The following is a 19,462-nucleotide window of genomic DNA, read 5'->3' as shown; positions in this document are numbered from 1 at the left end:
GCGCGCGGTGAGACCGAGAAGCGGATGAAACAGAAGACCTGGATTGCCGTCATCGTCGTCGGAACGCTCGCCATCAACGCCATGGCGTACGTGGTCGTGCGCAAGCGCCGCGCGTCGGACGTGCCCCCTCCCCCTCCCGTCTCGGCCACCCCCGCGCCGCCCGTCACCGCCCCCGCGCCGCCGGCGGAGGACGCGAACGAGGGGCTGTCCCGCGCCCGCCGCGCCGCGGGGCTCGCCGCCTTGGAGGACCGCGACTACGACATCGCCGTCCGCGAGTTCACCGAGGCCCTGAGCCTGCGCAGGACCCCCGGCGGTGACCTGGTCGAGCTCCTGCGCATCGCCACGGACCTCCAGTCCCGCGAGCGCGACCGGACGCGCGTGGAGCCCGCCAGGCCGGCGCGGGAGCCCGCCGTCACGCGGACGCCGCCGCGCGCGAAGCCCTCGCGCTCGAGTCCGTCCCGAGCGAGTCCGCAGCACACCAAGGAGGAGCCGCCCCCGGTGGTCGAGGAGCCGCGCAACGGGCTGTTGCTGGTGACCTCCACGCCTCCGGGGCTGGTGGTGCAGGTGGACGGCAAGGCGGTGGACATGACGCCCGCGCGGCTGCCGCTGCGGCCGGGCACCTACCGGGTGGCGCTCGCGCAGGGGGAGCGCCGGTTGATGGAGGAGACGGTGGTGCTGGAGGAGGACGGCGTGCACTCCCTCAACCGGGACGTGAGCGAGCAGCTGGCGCCGCCCGCCCCTCCGCGCCCCGTGGCCACCACGGCGCCCACCGAGCCGCAGCCCACGCCCCCCGTCGCCGCCGCCGCGCCCGTGGCGGTGAAGGCCGAGGCGACGGGGCGAGGGGAGCTCGACATCAGCTCCCCGTCGCTCTACGGCGAGGTCTGGGTCAACAACCGCCCTTATGGCTTTCCACCCCTCGTCGCCCAGAACCTCCCCGCCGGCCCCGCCCGCGTGGAGGTCCGCGTCAACGGCGAGGTGAAGCGTCGCATGAGCGTCGAGGTCGAAGCAGGCCGTCGTGTCGCCGTCCGGGTGCGCTGAAAGCCTCTCGTTCCCCGCACCGCTCCCATTCCGAATCTCCGCGAGGGCCTTGGACGCCCACGCCCCGTCATTGCCTGGAGGTCACCATGGTCCGCCGTCATCGGCTCCGCCCCGGTCTGCTCTCGCTGCTCTTGTGCGCGTCTCCCGCCCTCGCCCAGTGGGAGGAGCCCGAGCCCCCGTCCGAGCCCGCGCCCGAGGCCCGCGCGCAGGAGGAGCTGCCGCTGGATGGGGAGTCGGACGTGCACAGCCAGGTGGCCTCGTTCGCCATCACCCGGCTGCGTGACTCGCCCGCGGTGGTGACGTCGCTGACGGCGGAGGAGATTCGCGACTCGGGCGCGCGCGACCTGATGGACGTGCTGCTCCAGGTGCCGGGCTTCTTCTTCGGCGTGGACACGCAGGGCACGGTGGGGCCGGGCTTCCGCGGCCTGTGGGGTTACGAGGGCAAGGTGCTGCTCGTCGTCGACGGCAAGGAACTCAACGAGCAGCTCTACTCGACGATGCAGCTGGGCAACGAGCTGCCGGTGGAGCTCATCGAACGCATCGAGGTGGTGCGCGGCCCCGGCTCGGTCATCTACGGCGGCAACGCGGAGCTGGCCGTCATCAACGTCATCACCCGCGGCGTGCAGGGCAGCTCGGACCTGATGGTGTCGGGCACCTATGGCCAGCTGGAGTCGGTCAACGGGCGGCGCAGCCTCACGCTGTCGGGCCGCAAGGTGTTCGAGTCCGCGCCGGGCCTGAGCGTCTTCGCCTCCGCGTCGCTGGGGCAAGGGCAGCGCAGCGACGGGCGCTTCGAGGACTTCTTCGGCAACACCGCGCAGCTGGGCGGCAACACGAAGCTGGACCCGACGACGGTGCAGGCGGGCGTGGGCTACCGGGACCTGCAATTGAGCGTGCTGTACCAGCGCTTCGCCACGTCGGCCATCGTCGCCTTCGACGAGGTGCTGGACGCGCCCGCGGCCACCGACTTCGAGTCCTTCCACGCGGAGCTGAGCAACCGCTTCCGTCCGAGCGAGCGGGTTGAAATCATCCCCCGCTTCAACCTGACGCTCGCCGAGCCGTTCCGCGACACGGACCAGGGCTCGGAGTTCTATTACGAGAAGCGGGTGATGCGGCTGCGCGGCCGGACGATGGCGCGCTGGGCGGCGCTGGACTACCTGCAGCTCACCGGCGGCGTGGACGTGGCGTCGGACCAGGGGCGGCTGGAGGGGCCCGCGGACGTGGGACTGCAGACGGCCTTCGGCGCGGACGGCGCGACGAGCGTCTCCTATCTGAACGTCGCGGGCTTCGTGGAGGCGTTCTCGGAGAACCCCATCGCCACCGTGGTCGCGGGCGCGCGGTACGAGAACCACAGCGCCTTCGGCAGCTCCTTCGTGCCGCGGCTGGTGCTCCTGCGCGCCTTCGGTCCGTTCAGCGGCAAGGCGCTGTTCAGCCGCGCCTTCCGCGCGCCGGGCATCGAGAACATCAGCCTGGGCGCGGACGTGAAGCCCGAGCGCACCACCGTGTACGAGCTGGAGGGCACGCTGCGCCTGGGCGAGGGCCACGCGCTGAGCGCCAACGCCTTCGACGTGGGCGTCTCCGACCCCATCATCTACTCGTACGACGCGGTGACGAACGAGGAGGCCTACCGCAACCTGGGGCGGCTCGGCAGCCGGGGCGTGGAGCTGGACTACCACCTGAAGGGGAGCTGGGGACGGGTGGCGCTGAGCTACTCGTTCTACGCGCCCTCGGGCCGCAACGACGTGGCCGACTACCAGGTGCCCGGACACTCCAACGCGTTCACCGGGATGCCCACGCACAAGGCCTCGCTGTCCGGCAGCCTGAAGCTCAAGCCGTGGCTGTCGGTGAACCCGACGGCGGTGCTGGTGGGACGGCGCTTCGCGGTGGACGTGCCGGATGACCAGGGCCGCTCGGCCGTGGAGGAGCTGCCGACGCAGCTGCTGCTCAACCTCTACGTGCGCGCGCGGGATGTGCTCACGCCAGGGCTGGAGGTGGGCGCGGGCGTCTACAACATCCTCGGGACGAACTTCCGCATCGCCCAGCCGTACAACGGCGGCCATGCGCCCTTGCCCGTGTTCTCGCGCGAGTTCCTCGTCCGCTTGAGCTACCTGTTCGACCCGGCGCTGAGCGAGCCGTGACTAGGGATGCGGCTCCAGCACGATGTCCCGCGTCGCCAGCCACACGCCTGCGGGCGAGCGTGACAGCTTGAGGATGCCGCTGCCGCCGCGCAGCTCCTGCTTCGCGCGGTACTCCGCCGTCACGCCGTACTCGCCGTCGAACACGGCGTCATCGACGTGGTACGGAGCGCGGCCGGGCTCGCCGAGGAACAGGTGCACGTGGGCGGGCATCGAACCGTCCGGATAGGGCGCGGGCTTGATGGTGTCGAACGTGTAGACACCGTCCTTCCCTGTCCGTGCCCACCCTCGCAGCCGGCCGTGACGCCGGCTCCACGTCGTCTCCTTGCCCCCGTTCGCATACAGCCCCTGCGCGTTGGTGTGATGGGCATAGACGATGACACCCGCCACGGGGGCTCGCGTGCCAGGGCTCAGCACCCGCCCCGTCAGCACCATCCGCTCGCCCGGCTCCGTCGACGAGGCGAGCTGGACGCGGGACGTCATCGAGTCCGGCGCGCGCTCGGCCACCGCTTCACAGCCCTCGCACGCGTAGAGGTCCGGCCGCGCCCGGGGCACCGCCCCACCCGCCTCCGCGCAGGCTCCCACCACCACGCCGGCCGCGCAGGCGCCCAACCCCACCAGGACCTCTCGTCGCTTCATCGCTCGCATGGACCTCCACAACGGAGGAGCGGGGCCTCGATTCCCAGCCGCCGGGCCCCGTGCCGAAGACACTCGAGGCGGCGCGGATTTAACTCGGTTTAATTCATCCGACGACGCGCGGGCCGCGACACTTCCGTTGAAAGTTTTCAACGCGAGGTCGCGCGACATGTCCCGGATTCCGTCCAGCCCATCCCCGTCGTTCGTTCCCACGCCGCCGCCCGAGGCCGAGGCCGCCCGGCCGGCTCCGCCACCGCCGCCTCCTCCGCCCACGCCGCGCTACCAGAAGCAGGACAGCGGCTTCGAGGCCGAGGACACGCGCAAGTCGGACCTCCGCAAGTGGGCCGCGAAGAACGGCGACACGGCCGGCGCGGGCAAGCCCGGGCCTCATGTGCCGACGCAGCACGGGGGCCAGGGCAGCGGCGGCACAGTCACCGCGGGGATGTTGATGAACGGCGGCATGGCCCTGCTCAATGGCTCCGGGGCCAGCGCGAGCCTCCTGAACGGAGGACGAGGCAACCTGCTCGGAGGCACGGGCAACGGCGGCCTCGTCTCGCGCGGGGGTGGGCCCGAGGGCACGACGGCGACCTCTCGCGCCCAGGTCGCGCCGGGCCTGACGGGCGCGGAGGCGTACGCGCGGATGCAGACGCTGTCCGCCTCCGCCACCGCGGCGCAGCAGGCGGTCGACGCGACGGAGGTGCAGCTCGCCAACGACCTGGCGCTGCTCGGCCCCACGCTGACCACCGAGGAGCGCGACGCGTACATCGCCGGCTACCGCGAGCAGAACGCCGGCGTCTACGCGGCGCGCGACGCGGCCGTGGCCGACTTCGCCGCCCACCTCGAAGCCAACGGCGACGCGCTCACGAGCTACCTCGCCGAGCACCACGCGGGCTCGCCCTACACCACGCCCACCGCCGCGGCCGCGCTGTTCGAGGGCCTGGCCCTGGTCGCCGACTCGCCCCAGGCGGGCGCCGCGGTGGACTTCCTGGCCAACAACGCCCCGCTGATGACCACCCTCGCCAGCGGCGCGGGCGTCAACCTGGAGGCCCAGGTCTACGGCCCCGCGCTCAACGCCACCATGGCGGACGCGCTCGCGAAGGGACAGACGCCCGAGCAGGCCGTGGCCGCCAGCCGCGCGCTCATCGACGCGATGCCCGCGAGCGTCCAGGCCAGCATCCTGGGCCCCAACCCCCAGGCGACGCTGGACACGCTGTCGCGCGCCGTCACTGGCGACGTGGCCGCCCTCACCGCGCTGTCCACCCACGCGGCCACGCAGGGCGGCGCCGGCGCCATGTCGCTGGTCACCTCCGCGCTCTCGGTGGCCATGTTCACGCGGCCCGAGGTGTTCTCCGAGCCCAACGTCCTGCTGGGAATCACCGGCCCCTTGAGCAAGGTGGGCATGGGCGCCGCGGCCGTCAGCCTCAGCCTGGGCACCGTGGCGTCGGTGCTCCACCGCGTCACCTCCTCCGCCGCCGGCAGGTTCCCCGTCCTCGAGGGAGCGGCCCAGCACACGGCGAACCTGGCGGCGAATGCCCCCGCCCTGGCGAAGCTGGTGGGCAAGGCCAGCAACATCCTGGGCATGGTGGCCGCGAGCCTCAACGTGGTGGAGCTGCTCTCGCGCCAGGAGCAGAACCAGGGCACCCACATCCAGGTGGCCGTGCAGGCCGCGAGCGTCGTCACGGGCGCCCTGTCCTTCGCGGGCATCCTCACCGGCGCCCCGGGCTTCGCCGTGGCCGCCACCCTCTTCGTCCTCAACCAGATTGGCCAGGCCCGGGAGAGCTACCTGCGCGACGAGGAGGTGCGCCGCGCCGTCACCGAGCGCGCCACCGCGTTCGGCATCCCCGACGCCGCGGCCCGCGTGGAGTTCGTGTCCACCTACCCCAGCCAGGCCCGCGACCTGGCGGCGCTCGGCCTCGACTTCCCACGCATGAGGGATTTGGTGACGCGCCGCCTCACCGACACCGCCGGCCTGCGGGAGGTGGCCCAGGCCTTCGACCTGGCGCCCTCCGAAATCGACCAGATGATGGGGCTCATCGCGCCCGAGGGACAGACGACCCCCGCGAACTCCGGCGTGCGCACCTTCCTCAACTACTTCGAAGAGGCCCGGACCGCCCTCCCCAACGGCACCCCCGAGCAGCTCGCCGCGTGGATGCGCCAGAACCCGCCCCCGCCCACCCACGGCGGCGGCTACTACACCTTCGTCGTCTCCATGACGAACCTGCTCACCGCCAGCCCGTAACCGCGCTGCATTCGCACACCGCCTCGATTTGTCCTGGCCGGCGGACACCCGCTATCGTGTCCGCCGGCCTCGTCGTTCCTCCCGACACCGGACGTGAGCAGCACCCCGTCCCGCCCCCACTTCATTCGCTCGACGAATGAAGTTATCCGCCCCCGCCGCGCGCCAGCCTTCACGACTTCGCGCCCGCGTGGACAATGACTCTCACCAGCGCCACCGCCGCGTCGCGTCAGGCATTGTGCCCTGCGCGCGCCGCAAACGCAGACGTGCGCGAACTTGCAATCCGCCAGACGTCACTGGTACTTTCTTCGCCACTCGAACGAATGCGGCGCCGGTTCGTCACGGAGTGACGGTGGGCCCCGGGGGTGTGGGCGATGGGCACGGCGTGATTCACCGCACGCTCCTCTGAAGCAGAGCGCTTTTCATGACGCATCGCACCGTGCGAGCGCCACCTGTGTGCGTCGACTGGTTTCTTCGCAGCAAGAACGAAGTTTTCCAGCAGGGAGGGGAAGCCCATGCAGCACAAGCGTTTCGCCTGGACGTGTGCCGCGGCGGGGATGCTCGCCGCCATGAGTCTGCTCGGCGCGTGTGACCCGGAAGAGGACGACAAGACGCCGGACCCGCAGGCCGACGCGGGGACGAAGCCCGACTCCGGGACGCCGCAGGACTCGGGCACGCCGGACGCCGGTGCGCCCGACTCGGGGACTCCTGATTCAGGGACGCCGGACGCGGGCGAACCTCCTCCGGACGCGGGCACGCCGGACGCGGGCCCCACGGTGACGCTGCCCCTGGCGGTGGACAGCCACTGGGCGGCCAGCGGCTACATGGGCGACGGCGAGCAGGGCACCATCACCTATGCGTCCGAGTGCGCCTCGCCTCGGCCCGGCACGGGCAAGGGCACCTGCCACAAGTTCACATATACGGTGGGCGGCAACAACTGGGGCGGCGTGTGGTGGCAGTACCCGGAGAGCAACTGGGGCGACCTGCCCGGCTTCGAAATCCCGGACGGCGCCTCCGTGCTCTCCTTCTACGCCTGGGGAGCCTCGGGCGGCGAGGTCGTCAAGTTCCTGGCCGGCCTGAGCACCAAGGCGGACGGATTCACGCTGGATACCGGCGACGTGACGCTCACGACGACGCCAACTGAGTACACAATCGACGTCAGCCGCGTCCGATACCGGAAGGTGGTGGGTGGTTTTGGCTGGGTCGCGGGAGGCAAGCCCTCTCCGGTCGTCTTCTTCATCGACGACATCCAGTGGCGGTGACCCCCACCATCCTCCACGCGGTGGAACGGAGCGTAAGGGGACGATGAAAGTGGGAACGGCGGCACGGACGGTCGACGCGGCGGGCATGCGGGCGCAGAACAGCAGCCTGCTGCTGAACATGATCTGGCGCGAGCGCCAGATTTCCCGGGCGGAGATTGCCCGGAGGACGGAGCTCAGCCCGTCCACCGTGTCGGCCATCGTCGCGGACCTGGAGCACTCCGGGCTGGTGCGCAGCATCGGCGCCGGCGTGTCCCGGGGTGGCCGCCGGCCCACGCTCATCGGCTTCCGGGATGACGCCTTCAGCATCCTCGGCGTGGAGATGGGCGCCACCCACGTCACCGTCGTGCTCACGGACCTGCGAGGCCGCGTGCGCACGCACCGCAACAGCGCGCAGCAGGTGCGCAACGACCCCGAAGGCACGCTCAAGTCCATCCGGGCGCTGGTGCAGGAGTGCCTGGACGCCGAGCGCGTGCCCCGCAAGTCCGTGGTGGGCCTGGGCGTGGCCGCGCCCAGCCCGGTGCACCCGTCCGCGCCGGGGAAGCTCTCGCCGCTCATCCTGCCGGCCTGGCGCGGCTACGACGTGCGCGAGGCGCTGGGCAACACGTTCGATCTGCCGGTGCTGGTGGACAACGACGCGAACCTGGGCGCGCTGGCGGAGTGCTACTGGGGCGCGGGCATCAACGGGGAGGACCTGACGTACATCAAGCTGGCCACGGGCATCGGCTCGGGCCACATCATCCACGGCGACGTGTACCGCGGCGCCGGAGGGACGGCCGGAGAGATTGGCCACATCGCCGTGGACTCCGCGGGGCCGCCGTGCCTGTGCGGACTGCGCGGCTGCCTGGTCACCCTCATCGGGTCCGGCGCGTTGGTGGAGCGCGCGCGGGAGCTGATGGGCACCAAGGGCCGCAAGGCGCCGACCATCCGCGAAATCGTCGAGGGCGCGCGCGCCGGAGACGCGGCGGCGCGGCAGATCATCGACGGGCTGGGCCAGTACCTGGGCATCGCGGTGGCGGGCCTGCTCAACCTGCTCAACCCCGCCATCGTCGTGCTCGGCGGAGAAATCTCCTCCGTGGGGGACCTGCTGCTGGACCCCTTGCGGACCTCGGTGCGCAAGCGCGCGCTGTCCACGTCCATGGCGGAGACGCGCATCGTCACCTCCGCGCTGGGCGACAAGTCCATCGCGGTGGGCGCGGCGACGCTCGTGCTCCAGGCGGCCCTCCGGGACCGCACGCTGTTCCCACTCCAACACGTCGGAAGAATCGCATGACCTCCAGCCGACTCCTCGCGTGGTGCCTGCTCCTGGGGAGCGTGGCCTGTGACCCGGCCCGCTCCAAGAGCATCGAGCCCCCTCCCACCATCCACCAGCCCTCGCATCAGGATTGGCGGCTGGTCTGGCAGGACGAGTTCGACGGCGCACCGGGCACCCCGCCCTCCCCTGAGCGGTGGAACGCGGACGTCGGAGGAGACGGCTGGGGCAACGCCCAGTACGAGCACAACACCGCGCGCACGGAGAACGCGTCACTGGATGGCGAGGGCCACCTGGTCATCACCGCGCGCAAGGAGCGCTACCAGGGCAACGACTACACCTCCGCGCGCCTGAACACGCGCGGCAAGTTCGAGCGCGCGTACGGCCGCTTCGAGGCGCGCATCCAGCTGCCCACCGGCAAGGGCATCTGGCCGGCGTTCTGGATGCTGGGCGCCAACTTCCCGCAGGTCGGTTGGCCCGAGTGCGGCGAAATCGACATCATGGAGCACCGGGGCCAGCTGCCCGCCATCGTCCGGGGTTCGCTGCACGGCCCGGGCTACTCGGGCGGGGAGAACGTCGGCGGCGAGCACGTGGTCAGCGGGGGCAAGCTGTACGAGGACTTCCACCTCTACGCGGTGGAGTGGGACCCCGACCGCATCCGCTGGTTCGTCGACGACGTCGCGTTCCTCGAGGTGACGCCCAAGGACTTGCCGGCCAACCGGCGCTGGGTGTTCGACCATCCCCACTTCCTCATCCTGAATATCGCGGTGGGCGGCAACTACGTGGGGCCCATCGACGGGACCACCCAGTTCCCCCAGACGATGCGCGTGGACTACGTGCGCGTCTACGCGAGGGCGGAATGAGGCCCGCGGCCTCACTGCTCCCCCTCCTCCTGCTGACGTTGGCCGCGTGCTCGAACGAGCCCAGGCCCCGTCCGCCCGGGACGTTGTTCGTCTCCGTGGAGCAGCAGAGCGCGTGGGTGCGCAACTTCAACCCGCTGTTCCCGGGCGCGGGCTCCAGGTGGCCCACGCGCGCGGGCATCTACGAGTGCCTGGAGCTCTACACGCCGTCCACCGGCGGCTTCACGCCGTGGCTCGCCACCGGGCATGCGTGGTCCGAGGACCGCCGCACGCTGCGCTTCACGTTGCGCGAGGGCGTGCGCTGGTCCGACGGCAGGGCCTTCAGCGCGGAGGACGTGGCGTACACGTTCCAGCTGTTGCGCAAGCACGCGGCGCTGGACGCGGGCGGCGTGTGGCGCTTCCTGTCGGACGTGCGCGCCGAGGGGCCGCACACGGTGGCGTTCCAGTTCTCGCGCCTGTTCATCCCGGGCTTCGGAGACCTGGCCGCGCAGCCCATCGTCCCCAAGCACATCTGGGAGCGGGTGGCGGACCCGGTGACGTTCACCAACCCGAGCCCGGTGGCCACCGGCCCCTTCACGCAGGTGAGCCTGTTCCGCAACCAGGTGTACGAGCTGGGCCGCAACCCGTACTACTGGCAGCCCGGCAAGCCCGCGGTGCGCGCGCTGCGCTTCCTGGCGTTCCCCACCAATGACCAGGCGAACCTGGCGCTGGTGGAGGGCGAGGTGGACTGGGCGGGCAACTTCGTCCCCGCCGTGGACCGCACCTTCGTGTCCAAGGACCCGAAGCACCACGCGCGCTGGTTCCCGCTCTACGGCAGCACCGTCTTCCTCTACCCGAACACCACGCGGCCGCCGCTGGACGACGTGCGCGTGCGCAAGGCGCTGAGCATGGCGCTGGACCGCGAGCGGCTGGTCGAGATCGCGATGTACGGCTACACGCGGCCGGCGGACGCCACGGGCCTCAATGACGCGTACGCGGGCTGGCGGGACGCGGACGTCGCGGACGACGCGTGGGTGCGCCACGACGCGAAGGAGGCCGCGCGGCTCTTGGACGAGGCGGGCCTCATCGCGGGCGAGGACGGACTGCGGCGTGGCAAGGACGGCCTGCCGCTGACGCTGGACATCGAGGTGGTGGGCGGCTGGTCCGACTGGGTGCGCGCGGGCCAGGTGGTCGCGCGCGACTTGCGCAAGCTGGGGCTGCAGGCGCAGCTGCGCACGTACGAGTTCGGCGCGTGGCAGGCGCGGCTGCAGAAGGGCGAGTTCCAGCTGGCCATCTCGTGGTCACTGGACGGGCCCACGCCGTACACCTTCTACAAGTGGATGCTGTCGTCGGCGACGGTGCGGCCGGTGGGCGAGGTGGCCGCGGCGAACTGGCAGCGCTACGGCGACGCGCAGACGGACGCGCTGCTGGAGCGCTTCGAGGGCACCGACTCGCGCGACGAGCAGCAGGCGCTGATGGCGCAGGTGCAGCGGCGCTTCTCGGAGACGGCGCCCGCGATTCCGCTGTTCCCGAACCCGTCCTGGGGTGAGGCCAACTCCAAGCGCTTCACGGGCTTTCCCTCCGAGGCGAACCCGTACGCGCGGCTGTCCCCGCACGCCGAGCCGGACAGCCTGCTGGTGCTGACGACCCTCACGCCGAGGGAGCCCTGACCATGTCCTACGTGCTTCGCAGGCTCGGCTTCTATCTGCTCGCGGCGTGGGCCTCGCTGACGATGAACTTCGTCATCCCGAGGCTCGCGCCTGGAGATCCGGCCACGGCGATGTTCGCGCGCTTCGAGGGGCGCATCTCGCCGGAGGCGCTGGTGGCGCTGAAGACGGCCTTCGGCTTCACGGACGCACCGTGGCACGTGCAGTACGTCACGTACCTGAAGCACCTGCTCTCGGGCGACCTGGGGCTGTCCTACGCGTACTACCCGTCGCGCGTGTCGGAGGTCATCGGCACGGGGCTCTTGTGGACGGTGGGGCTGGCCGGGTGCGCGGTGGTCATCAGCTTCGCGGTGGGGACGATGCTGGGCGTGCTGGCGGCGTGGAACCGGGGCGGATGGATGGACTCCGCGCTGGCGCCGGCGCTCGCGTTCCTGGGGGCCTTCCCCTACTTCTGGCTGGCCATGCTGGCGCTGTACCTCTTCGGCTTCGGGCTGGGGTGGTTCCCGCTGCGGCACGCGTACTCGCACGACGTGGAGCCGGGGCTGACGCTCTCGTTCATCGCGGACGTGGGGCGGCACGCGGTGCTGCCGGCGACGTCCATCGTGGTGGCCACGCTGGGCGGGTGGATGCTGAGCATGCGCAACACCATGGTGGCCGTGCTGGGCACGGACACGCTGCGGCTGGCGCACGCGAAGGGGCTGCCGCCCCGGCAGGTGATGCTGCGGTACGCGGCGCGCAACGCGCTGCTGCCCAACGTGACGGGCTTCGGGATGGCGCTGGGGTTCGTGCTCAGCGGCTCGCTGCTGACGGAGATTGTCTTCTCGTATCCGGGGACGGGCTACCTGCTCATCCTCGCGGTGCGCAACCAGGACTACCCGCTGATGCAGGGGCTCTTCCTGGTCATCACGCTGGCGGTGCTCGCCGCGAACTTCGCGGTGGACCTGCTCTGCCTCTGGCTGGACCCGAGGACCCGCGCCCATGCGTGAGACCCTTCGACGCCTGCTCCGCCAGCGCAAGGCGGCGGTGGGAGGCAGCATCCTGCTGGGCTTCCTCTTGCTCGCGCTGGTGGGCCCGTGGCTGGTGATGGACCCCACGGAGCTGGTGGGCCAGCCGCACCAGCCGCCCTCGCGCGCGCACCTGTTCGGCACGACGGGGCAGGGACAGGACGTGCTCGCGCAGACGGTGGTGGGCGCGCGGGAGACCCTGGCCATCGGCTTCGCGGTGGGCGCGCTGGTGACGCTGGTGGGCGCGCTGGTGGGAATCACGGCGGGCTACCTGGGCCGGCGTGTGGATGACGCGCTGACGCTGACCACCAACGTGTTCCTGGTCATCCCCGGGCTGCCGTTGGCCATCGTGCTGGGGGCGTACCTGCCCTCGGGGCCGATGCGCATGGTGGTGGTGCTCACCTTCGCCGGCTGGGCGTGGAACGCGCGGGTGTTCCGGGCGGAGGCGCTGGCCTTGCGCGGTCGGGACTTCGTGGCGGCGGCGGTGGTGGCCGGGGAGAGCCACGCGCGCATCATCACCCGGGAGCTCTTGCCCAACATGGCGTCGCTGGTGGCGTCGTCGTTCATCGGGAACACGCTGTACGCGGTGGGCGCGCAGGTGGGGCTGGAGTTCCTGGGCCTGGGCGACGTGGGCGCGGTGACGTGGGGCACCAACCTGTACTGGGCCGGCAACGACGCGGCGCTCCTGACGCGCTCGTGGTGGATCTTCGTTCCCACGGGCCTGTGCATCGCGCTGGTGGGCTTCTCGCTCACGCTGCTGAGCTCCGCCATCGACGAGGTGACGAACCCCGCGCTGCGGGCGCCCCCTTCGGCGCCGGTGCCCGCGAAGGCGGTCGAGGCGTCCTCCGAGGTGCCCACGCCCGGTGTGCTCTTGAGCGTGCGTGGGGTGTCCATCGAGTACATGACGGCCTCGGGGCCTTCGCGGGTGGTGGACCAGGTGTCGCTCGACATCGCGCCGGGCGAGGTGTTCGGGCTCGCGGGTGAGTCGGGGAGCGGCAAGTCGACGCTGGGCTACGCGCTGTTGAGACTGCTGCCTCCGTCGGCGGCGATTACCCAGGGCCGCATCCTGTTCGACGGCACGGACGTCACCGCGCTGTCGCCCGAGGCGATGCGCGAGTTCCGCTGGAGCCGGGTGTCGATGGTGTTCCAGAGCGCGATGAGCGCGCTCAATCCGGTGCTCTCGCTGGGAGAGCAGTTCCACGACACGCTGGCGGCGCACGGGGGGAGCTCCCGCGCGTCGTCCCATGCGCGGGCGCGCGAGATGCTCGCGATGGTGGGGCTGAAGCCGGAGCTGGTGCACGCGTGGCCGCACCAGCTGTCGGGCGGCATGCGGCAGCGGGTGGGCATCGCGCTGGCGCTGGCGCTGGAGCCGAAGCTGGTGGTGATGGACGAGCCCACGACGGCGCTCGATGTGGTGGTGCAGAAGGAGCTGCTCCAGCGGGTGGTGGAGCTGAAGGACCGGCTGGGCTTCGCCGTCCTGTTCATCACGCATGACCTGCCGCTGTTGCTGGCGCTCGCGGACCGGGTGGGCATCCTCCAGGCCGGCAAGCTGGTGGAGGTGGACACGGCGGAGCGGCTGCGCACGGACGCGAAGCATCCGTACACGCGGCTCTTGCTCTCGTCCTTCCCGCACCTCGGCGCGTCCGATGTGGCGCCGCCGCCACCGGATGTCCTGGAGCACGCCTCACTCAAAACCGCACAGGCCGCGCTGCCCGGAGGTCGCCGATGAGCCCGCCGCTCCTGGAGGCCACGCGCTTGTCGAAGAGCTTCCCGCTGGGCGGCTTCCTCTCGCGCTCCCGGCGCAAGGTGTTGCAGGACGTCTCCTTCTCACTGGAGCGCGGCGAAATCCTCGCGCTCGTCGGTGAGTCCGGCAGCGGCAAGAGCACCCTGGCGCGCCTGCTCGCGCGGCTGGACACCCCGGACGGCGGCGAGCTGCGTCTGCACGGAGAGAACGTCCTCGCGCACGACGGCCGCGCCGCGTCGCTGTCCTACCGCGCCCGCGTGCAGATGGTGTTCCAGGACCCGTTCGCCTCGCTCAACCCCGTGCACACCGTGGCCTATCACCTGGAGCGCTCGCTCCTGCGCCACGGCAAGGCCCAGGGCGTGGAACTCAAGCGCCGCGTGCACGCGCTGCTGGAGTCCGTGGGCCTGACGCCCGTGGAGCAGTTCGCCCAGCGCTATCCGCACGAGCTGTCCGGAGGCCAGCGGCAGCGCGTCGCGGTGGCCCGAGCGCTGGCCGTCGAACCCGACGTCATCATCGCGGACGAGCCCACGTCGATGCTCGACGTCTCCACGCGCCGAGGCGTGCTCCAGCTCCTCAAGGGCCTGACGCGCGAGCGCGGCATCGGCATCCTCTTCATCACCCACGACCTGGCGAGCGCGCGACACCTCGCGGACCGCGTGCTGGTGCTCTACGCGGGCAGCGTCGTGGAGACAGGCCACACCCGCGAGGTGCTCCAGGCACCTCGCCACCCGTACACGCGCCTGCTGCTCTCCGCGGTGCCGGACGGCGTGGACTTCCTGCGCACGCCGCTGCCCGCTCGCACTCCCGCCGGGCCCGCGCCGCCATTGGGCTGCGCCTTCGCCCCGCGCTGTCCGCACGCGGACGTGCGCTGTCACGAATCGATTCCCCCCTTCCACCATTCCGCGGCGGAGCACCACGTCCGCTGCCACCTCGAGTCCTCGAAAGGAGTCCCTGACGATGCGGCAGTTTCCTCGTGACTTCGTGTGGGGTGTCGCCACCTCCTCGTACCAGATTGAAGGCGCCACCGATGTTGACGGGCGCGGTGAATCCATCTGGGACCGTTTCTCCGCCACGCCTGGGAAGATTCAGGACGGCACCAACGGCAACGTCGCCTGCGACCACTACCATCGGTGGCGCGAGGACGTGGAGCTGATGCGCTGGATGGGACTGAAGTCCTACCGCTTCTCCATCGCGTGGCCCCGCATCCTCCCCACCGGCCGCGGCAAGGTGAGCCAGGCCGGCCTGGACTTCTACTCACGGCTGGTCGACGGGCTGCTGGAGGCCGGCATCGAGCCCTGCGTCACCCTGTACCACTGGGACCTCCCCCAGGCGCTCCAGGACCAGGGCGGCTGGGCCTCGCGCGACACGGTGAGCGCCTTCGTCGAGTACGCGGACGTCGTGAGCCAGAAGCTCGGCGACCGCGCGAAGCGCTGGATTACGCACAACGAGCCCTGGTGCATCAGCGTGCTGGGCTACGCCAACGGTGAGCACGCGCCCGGCATCAAGGACTGGGGCCAGGCCCTGGCCACGGCCCACCACGTGCTCCTGTCCCACGGACAGGCGGTGCCCGTGCTGCGCTCCAACGTGTCCCAGGCGGACGTGGGCATCACCCTCAACCTGGTGCCCGCCGAGCCCGCGTCGCCCAGCGCCGAGGACCTGGAGGCCTGCCGCTCCTTCGACGGTGGCTTCAACCGCTGGTACCTGGACCCACTCTACGGACGCGGCTACCCGCGTGACGTCATCCAGGACCATGTCGCCGCGGGCCATCTGAAGTCGGACACCCTGCCCTTCCTGCGCGCCGGAGACCTGGAGGACATCTCCACGCCCATCGATTTCCTCGGGGTCAACTACTACAACCGCGCCGTCCTGCGCAGCGACCGCATCCCCGAGTCGCAGAACGCGCCGCGCACCGTCCACGTCAGCAGCGAGAAGACGGAGATGGACTGGGAGGTGAGCCCCCACGGCCTCACCCAGCTGCTCGTGCGGCTGCACCAGGACTACAACCCGGGCCGCCTCTACGTGACGGAGAACGGCGCCGCGTACGGCACGGGCCCCGACGCGGACGGCCGCGTGCGCGACACCAAGCGCGTGCAGTACCTGCGGCTGCACCTGGAGGCCTCGCTCGAGGCCATCCGCCAGGGCGTGCCCCTCCAGGGCTACTTCGCCTGGTCCCTGCTGGACAACTTCGAGTGGGCCTACGGCTACCAGAAGCGCTTCGGCATGGTCTACGTCGACTACGCCACCCAGAAGCGCATCCCCAAGGACAGCGCGCACCTGTACCGCGCCGTGGTGGCCCAGAACGGGCTGGATGTGGAGCTGGCCGCATGAGAGCCCTGTTCCTCGCCCCCCTGCTGACCCTCGCCCTGCACGCGCCCTCGGGCCTCGCCCAGGACGTCCAGGCGCCTCCCGTCCAGCCCGGCGCCGCGCAGCCCCCCGCGGCGCCCGTGGAGAACGCGCCGCCCGCCGCCGCGCAGCCCGGCGGCGCGCCTCCGCCCACCACGTCCACGCTGCCCGAGGGACCTCCGAGTCCCGCGCCGTCACCGCAGCCCATCGCCCTGCCCACCGTGGACGTCACGGCGGGCGCGGAGAAGGCCACCGTCGTCAAGGTGTACCGCGACGAGCGGGGCTTCAAGCTGAAGGTGGACGGCCGCGACTTCCTGATGCGCGGCATGAACTGGGGCTACACGCCCATCGGCGAGAACTACCGCTACTCGCTCTGGAACCAGCCCGATGACTTCGTGCGCGCGGTGCTGGCGCGCGAGATGACGCTGCTGCGCGACATGGGCGTCAACTCCATCCGCCAGTTCGACGACATCCCGCCGCGCTGGGTGGAGTTCATCTACAAGAACTACGGCATCACCACCGTGGTGAACCCGCTGATGGGCCGCTACGGCGCCACCGTCAACGGCGCCTTCGTGCCGAACATCGACTACTCCAACAAGACGCACCGCGAGGCGCTGCTCGCGGAGCTGGCGAAGAAGGTGGAGGTCTACCGGGGCGTCCCCGGCGTGCTGCTGTGGCTGCTCGGCAACGAGAACAACTACGGCCTGCACTGGACCTCGTATGAAATCGAGGCGCTGCCCGGCCAGGAGGACGCCGCGCGCGCGGTGCACCTCTACACGCTGATGGGGGAAGCGGCGCGGACCATCAAGGCGCGCGACGTGAACCACCCGGTGGCCCTGGCCAACGGCGACCTCCAGTACATCGACCTGGTGGCGCAGCACGCCGCGGACATCGACATCTTCGGCGCCAACGTCTACCGCGGCCCGAGCGTCCGTGACTTGTACGAGGAGGTGCTGCGCAAGGTGGACAAGCCGGTGCTCTTCTCCGAGTTCGGCGCGGACGCGTACAACGCGAAGGAGGGCCGCGAGGACCACCTGGCGCAGGCCGAGTACCTGCGCCAGCAGTGGGAGGAGATCTACACCCAGACGTACGGCCAGGGCCGCGTGGGCAACGCGCTGGGCGGCTTCGTGTTCCAGTGGGTGGATGGCTGGTGGAAGATGGGCCAGGAGACCAACCTCTCCCTGCACGACACCACGGCGTCGTGGCCCAACGGCGGCTACGCGGCGGACTTCGTGCCGGGCCAGAACAACATGAACGAGGAGTGGTTCGGCATCTGCGCGCTCGGCACGCCGGATGACGCGGGCATCTCCCGCATCCAGCCGCGCACGGCCTACTACCTCTTGCAGGCGGCCTTCCGGCTGGACCCGTACGCGGAGGAGACGGACCTGGACCGCATCCACGCGCACTTCGGGGCGCTGCGGCCCTCGGAGCTGTCGAAGGGGTACGAGTCCTCCATCGCCCTGGCGAAGGCGGATGAGCTCAGCGCGGTGCGCGTGTCCAACCTGCGGCTGGTGATGGACAGCTCGCTGTCGCGCGGGAGCATCGCGACGACGCGGCCGAACCAGACGGCCTCCGACCACACGGAGTCCATCTTCTTCGACCTGGCGCTCCAGCCCGCCACCGGCGTGTACGGGCGCGCGTCGTTCAACGTGGTGGGCAACGTGGCCACCAACCGCCTCAACAACCTGTTCTACGAGAACCGGGGCAACACGCCCGCGCCGACGACGCCCACGCCGGGTGTCTCTCCGACGCCGGGCGTGGCGCAGCCGGGTGTGTCGGGGTTCGACCGGTTCGCGCTGTACCAGGCGGAGTTCAAGCTGGACCGCACGGACTTCGCGCTCGAGGGCTTCTACCGCGTCGGCCACTACCACTGGGGCGAGGAGGGCGACTTCTTCGGCCTGTACCGCGAGGCCAACTACGGGCCGAACATCGACATCTACCACGGCAACGCGCCCTTCGGCGTGGTGCTCAGCGGCAAGCGCGCGTACGAGGGCTTCAAGCTCGCCATCGGCCCGGAGCTGTACTGGGGCGCCAACCCCTCCATCGTCGCCAAGTACCGCAAGGGCTTCGGCAACGCGGCGCTGACGCTGGTGCACCAGGAGGACATCGCGCGCGGAGGCACGCAGCAGACGGCCTCCGTCATCCGTGAGCGCGTGGCGCGCCGCACGGCGCTGACGTTCGAGTGGAACCAGGGTCCGCTGTCCGTGGACGTGGGCGGTATCCTCGCGGCGCCGCAGCGCATCGGCGAGGAGTTCACCTGGACGCGCGAGACGAACGGCCCCGGCTACCAGGGTACGGGCCAGGAGGTGCTGCGCGACAAGGTGCAGTTCCTGGACACGCTCGGCGCCAAGGCGCGGGCCACGTATGACTTCGGCGGGGCGCGCGTGTTCGCGCAGGGCTCGTTCCGGGGACTCGTGGCGGACGGCGGTCCGGAGCCGAGCATCGTGCTCACGGGCTGGAGCCTGCGGGAGAGCGGGCGCGGCAATCACTTCGGCGCGCAGGCGGGCGCGGCGTTCCAGCTGGGCACCATCGAGGTGGCGCCCAATCTGTTGTACCAGAAGCCGCTCATCGGACCGAACCCGAACATCCCCGACACGTTCGACCGGGAGACGGGCACGTACTTCCCGGCGGTGCGCGCGCGCAACGTGTTGCAGGATGCGTTCACGGTGCTCGACAACCGCGAGACGCTGGGCGCGGAGCTGCTCATCACCTTCGACCCGACGCCCGGGACGTGGTTCTGGCAGTGGGACCGGGAGATGCGCGAGGACGCGCCATTCGCCGCGGGCCTGGACCTGGTGTACCGCCACCAGCCGACGTCGCGTGACGCGAGCATCGCCATCCTCGCGGATGGCAGCGCGGTGCCGTTCGCCGGCGCTCCGCCCGCCCGGGACGAGTGGGAGGCGTCGCTGCGCATGGTGGGCAACCCGTCGCAGCGGCTGAAGCTGTACGGCACGGCGTTCGTGGGCAGCAACCAGTCGGGTGGCGAGGACGCGCGGCAGGTGCGCCGCTTCGGACTGGACGCCAACGCGCTGTACGACACGCTGCTCTTGGCGGCGCAGGTGCGCTTCAACGACTGGGGGCCGTACGACTATCACCGCATCTTCAACCTCACCTATCCGCTGCAGGTCGGAGGCGACTTGTCCTACGGCTTGAAGCGTCCGGTGCTGGGGGCGGTGTCCACGCGCTTCGGTCTGCGAGGGCTGGTGCGCATGCTGAACGAGTACTCGGAGGGCCTGAGCACGACGGCCATCGCCGAGGGGCTCGAGGGCCGCGAATACGAGGTGGGTGCGTATGCAATCCTTTCGCTCTGAG

Annotated in this window: 13 protein-coding genes; 12 read left to right on the top strand and 1 reads right to left on the bottom strand. The window is 70.9% G+C overall.

Annotated elements, in window-relative coordinates:
• Positions 1-24 precede the first annotated feature (24 nt).
• Together K8640_RS10800 and K8640_RS10795 are read left to right on the top strand one after the other, a co-directional pair.
• Positions 25-1,038, top strand: coding sequence for a PEGA domain-containing protein (locus K8640_RS10800; RefSeq protein WP_223746971.1), 1,014 nt, complete (start codon positions 25-27; stop codon positions 1,036-1,038).
• 86 nt (positions 1,039-1,124) lie between these two features.
• Positions 1,125-3,173: a TonB-dependent siderophore receptor gene (locus K8640_RS10795; protein ID WP_223746970.1), complete on the top strand. Its 2,049-nt coding sequence runs from the start codon at positions 1,125-1,127 to the stop codon at positions 3,171-3,173.
• On the opposite strand, the gene K8640_RS10790 is transcribed toward K8640_RS10795, so the two are convergent.
• The gene (locus K8640_RS10790) at positions 3,174-3,809 is read right to left on the bottom strand and encodes a hypothetical protein (RefSeq protein WP_223746969.1); all 636 of its coding nucleotides are present in this window, start codon (positions 3,807-3,809) and stop codon (positions 3,174-3,176) included.
• A 166-nt stretch (positions 3,810-3,975) separates the two neighbouring features.
• Here K8640_RS10790 and K8640_RS10785 point away from each other — a divergent pair, with 166 nt between their 5' ends.
• The 10 genes from K8640_RS10785 to K8640_RS10740 all read left to right on the top strand — a co-directional run bounded on the left by K8640_RS10785 (position 3,976) and on the right by K8640_RS10740 (position 19,461).
• A complete protein-coding gene (locus K8640_RS10785; RefSeq protein WP_223746968.1) occupies positions 3,976-6,045 on the top strand; it encodes a hypothetical protein in 2,070 nt (689 codons plus the stop codon).
• A gap of 512 nt (positions 6,046-6,557) precedes the next feature.
• A complete protein-coding gene (locus K8640_RS10780; protein ID WP_223747253.1) occupies positions 6,558-7,304 on the top strand; it encodes a hypothetical protein in 747 nt (248 codons plus the stop codon).
• A gap of 43 nt (positions 7,305-7,347) precedes the next feature.
• Positions 7,348-8,574: an ROK family transcriptional regulator gene (locus K8640_RS10775; RefSeq protein WP_223746967.1), complete on the top strand. Its 1,227-nt coding sequence runs from the start codon at positions 7,348-7,350 to the stop codon at positions 8,572-8,574.
• On the top strand, positions 8,571-9,416 hold the full coding sequence (locus K8640_RS10770) for a family 16 glycosylhydrolase (RefSeq protein ID WP_141328658.1): 846 nt from the start codon (positions 8,571-8,573) through the stop codon (positions 9,414-9,416). Before K8640_RS10775 ends, K8640_RS10770 begins: the two co-directional genes overlap by 4 nt.
• Positions 9,413-11,062, top strand: coding sequence for an ABC transporter substrate-binding protein (locus tag K8640_RS10765; RefSeq protein ID WP_223746966.1), 1,650 nt, complete (start codon positions 9,413-9,415; stop codon positions 11,060-11,062). Before K8640_RS10770 ends, K8640_RS10765 begins: the two co-directional genes overlap by 4 nt.
• A gap of 2 nt (positions 11,063-11,064) precedes the next feature.
• Positions 11,065-12,045, top strand: coding sequence for an ABC transporter permease (locus K8640_RS10760; RefSeq protein ID WP_141328654.1), 981 nt, complete (start codon positions 11,065-11,067; stop codon positions 12,043-12,045).
• Positions 12,038-13,792, top strand: coding sequence for a dipeptide/oligopeptide/nickel ABC transporter permease/ATP-binding protein (locus K8640_RS10755; protein WP_223746965.1), 1,755 nt, complete (start codon positions 12,038-12,040; stop codon positions 13,790-13,792). The genes K8640_RS10760 and K8640_RS10755 overlap by 8 nt, the downstream gene beginning before the upstream one ends.
• Entirely contained in the window at positions 13,789-14,784 is a 996-nt protein-coding gene (locus K8640_RS10750) for an ABC transporter ATP-binding protein (RefSeq protein ID WP_223746964.1), read from the top strand. The genes K8640_RS10755 and K8640_RS10750 overlap by 4 nt, the downstream gene beginning before the upstream one ends.
• A complete protein-coding gene (locus K8640_RS10745) occupies positions 14,765-16,135 on the top strand; it encodes a GH1 family beta-glucosidase (protein ID WP_141328648.1) in 1,371 nt (456 codons plus the stop codon). The genes K8640_RS10750 and K8640_RS10745 overlap by 20 nt, the downstream gene beginning before the upstream one ends.
• On the top strand, positions 16,132-19,461 hold the full coding sequence (locus K8640_RS10740; RefSeq protein WP_223746963.1) for a hypothetical protein: 3,330 nt from the start codon (positions 16,132-16,134) through the stop codon (positions 19,459-19,461). Before K8640_RS10745 ends, K8640_RS10740 begins: the two co-directional genes overlap by 4 nt.
• Position 19,462: the final 1 nt, after the last annotated feature.

Source organism: Myxococcus sp. XM-1-1-1, from assembly GCF_020037095.1.
Classification (GTDB): Bacteria; Myxococcota; Myxococcia; order Myxococcales; family Myxococcaceae; genus Myxococcus; species Myxococcus fulvus.
The sequence above is the reverse complement of the archived record's forward strand: the minus strand, read 5'-3'. Positions and strand labels throughout refer to the sequence as shown.

What these genes read in the sequence shown, in the direction of transcription:
- K8640_RS10755 (WP_223746965.1), top strand. Translation starts at nt 12,038, where the DNA reads ATGCGTGAGACCCTTCGACGCCTGCTCCGCCAGCGCAAGGCGGCGGTG.
- K8640_RS10800 (WP_223746971.1), top strand. Translation starts at nt 25, where the DNA reads ATGAAACAGAAGACCTGGATTGCCGTCATCGTCGTCGGAACGCTCGCC.
- K8640_RS10750 (WP_223746964.1), top strand. Translation starts at nt 13,789, where the DNA reads ATGAGCCCGCCGCTCCTGGAGGCCACGCGCTTGTCGAAGAGCTTCCCG.
- K8640_RS10795 (WP_223746970.1), top strand. Translation starts at nt 1,125, where the DNA reads ATGGTCCGCCGTCATCGGCTCCGCCCCGGTCTGCTCTCGCTGCTCTTG.
- K8640_RS10740 (WP_223746963.1), top strand. Translation starts at nt 16,132, where the DNA reads ATGAGAGCCCTGTTCCTCGCCCCCCTGCTGACCCTCGCCCTGCACGCG.
- K8640_RS10785 (WP_223746968.1), top strand. Translation starts at nt 3,976, where the DNA reads ATGTCCCGGATTCCGTCCAGCCCATCCCCGTCGTTCGTTCCCACGCCG.
- K8640_RS10765 (WP_223746966.1), top strand. Translation starts at nt 9,413, where the DNA reads ATGAGGCCCGCGGCCTCACTGCTCCCCCTCCTCCTGCTGACGTTGGCC.
- K8640_RS10760 (WP_141328654.1), top strand. Translation starts at nt 11,065, where the DNA reads ATGTCCTACGTGCTTCGCAGGCTCGGCTTCTATCTGCTCGCGGCGTGG.
- K8640_RS10770 (WP_141328658.1), top strand. Translation starts at nt 8,571, where the DNA reads ATGACCTCCAGCCGACTCCTCGCGTGGTGCCTGCTCCTGGGGAGCGTG.
- K8640_RS10780 (WP_223747253.1), top strand. Translation starts at nt 6,558, where the DNA reads ATGCAGCACAAGCGTTTCGCCTGGACGTGTGCCGCGGCGGGGATGCTC.
- K8640_RS10745 (WP_141328648.1), top strand. Translation starts at nt 14,765, where the DNA reads ATGCGGCAGTTTCCTCGTGACTTCGTGTGGGGTGTCGCCACCTCCTCG.
- K8640_RS10775 (WP_223746967.1), top strand. Translation starts at nt 7,348, where the DNA reads ATGAAAGTGGGAACGGCGGCACGGACGGTCGACGCGGCGGGCATGCGG.
- K8640_RS10790 (WP_223746969.1), bottom strand. Translation starts at nt 3,809, where the DNA reads ATGAAGCGACGAGAGGTCCTGGTGGGGTTGGGCGCCTGCGCGGCCGGC.